The 302-nt window shown below is 64.6% G+C and carries 1 pseudogene; it reads left to right on the forward strand.

What is annotated here, in order from left to right:
* Positions 1 to 302, forward strand: a pseudogene (locus EN851_RS37580) (hypothetical protein); the annotation flags it as partial.

Below are 302 nucleotides of genomic sequence, written 5' to 3' on the forward strand. Positions count from 1 at the left end.
ATCTTGACGATCTCGTCCGGCGAACGGCACCGCTGGCTGAAGGATGGTCGGCTACGGAGCGCGGGGACCAGAACGGTCACGCTTCGCGGCCGGGCCAGGAAGATCACCTTTCACGTCTTCGATCCGCGCTACATCGAAGATGTGCTGGCCCGCGACCTAGTCACCGTCTGGCGCGAAGAGGACGCAGCGACGGCCGCAGAGAACCGTCGGCGCGCCGCGACAAAGGCCGCCCTAAAGCGCGCGCGGAAGAGGGATCTTGAGGCTCCCAATTCAGCCAGGAATGGCCCAGACGAAAGCTCGAA

The sequence above is a fragment of the Mesorhizobium sp. M8A.F.Ca.ET.208.01.1.1 genome (assembly GCF_004791315.1).
GTDB lineage: Bacteria > Pseudomonadota > Alphaproteobacteria > Rhizobiales > Rhizobiaceae > Mesorhizobium.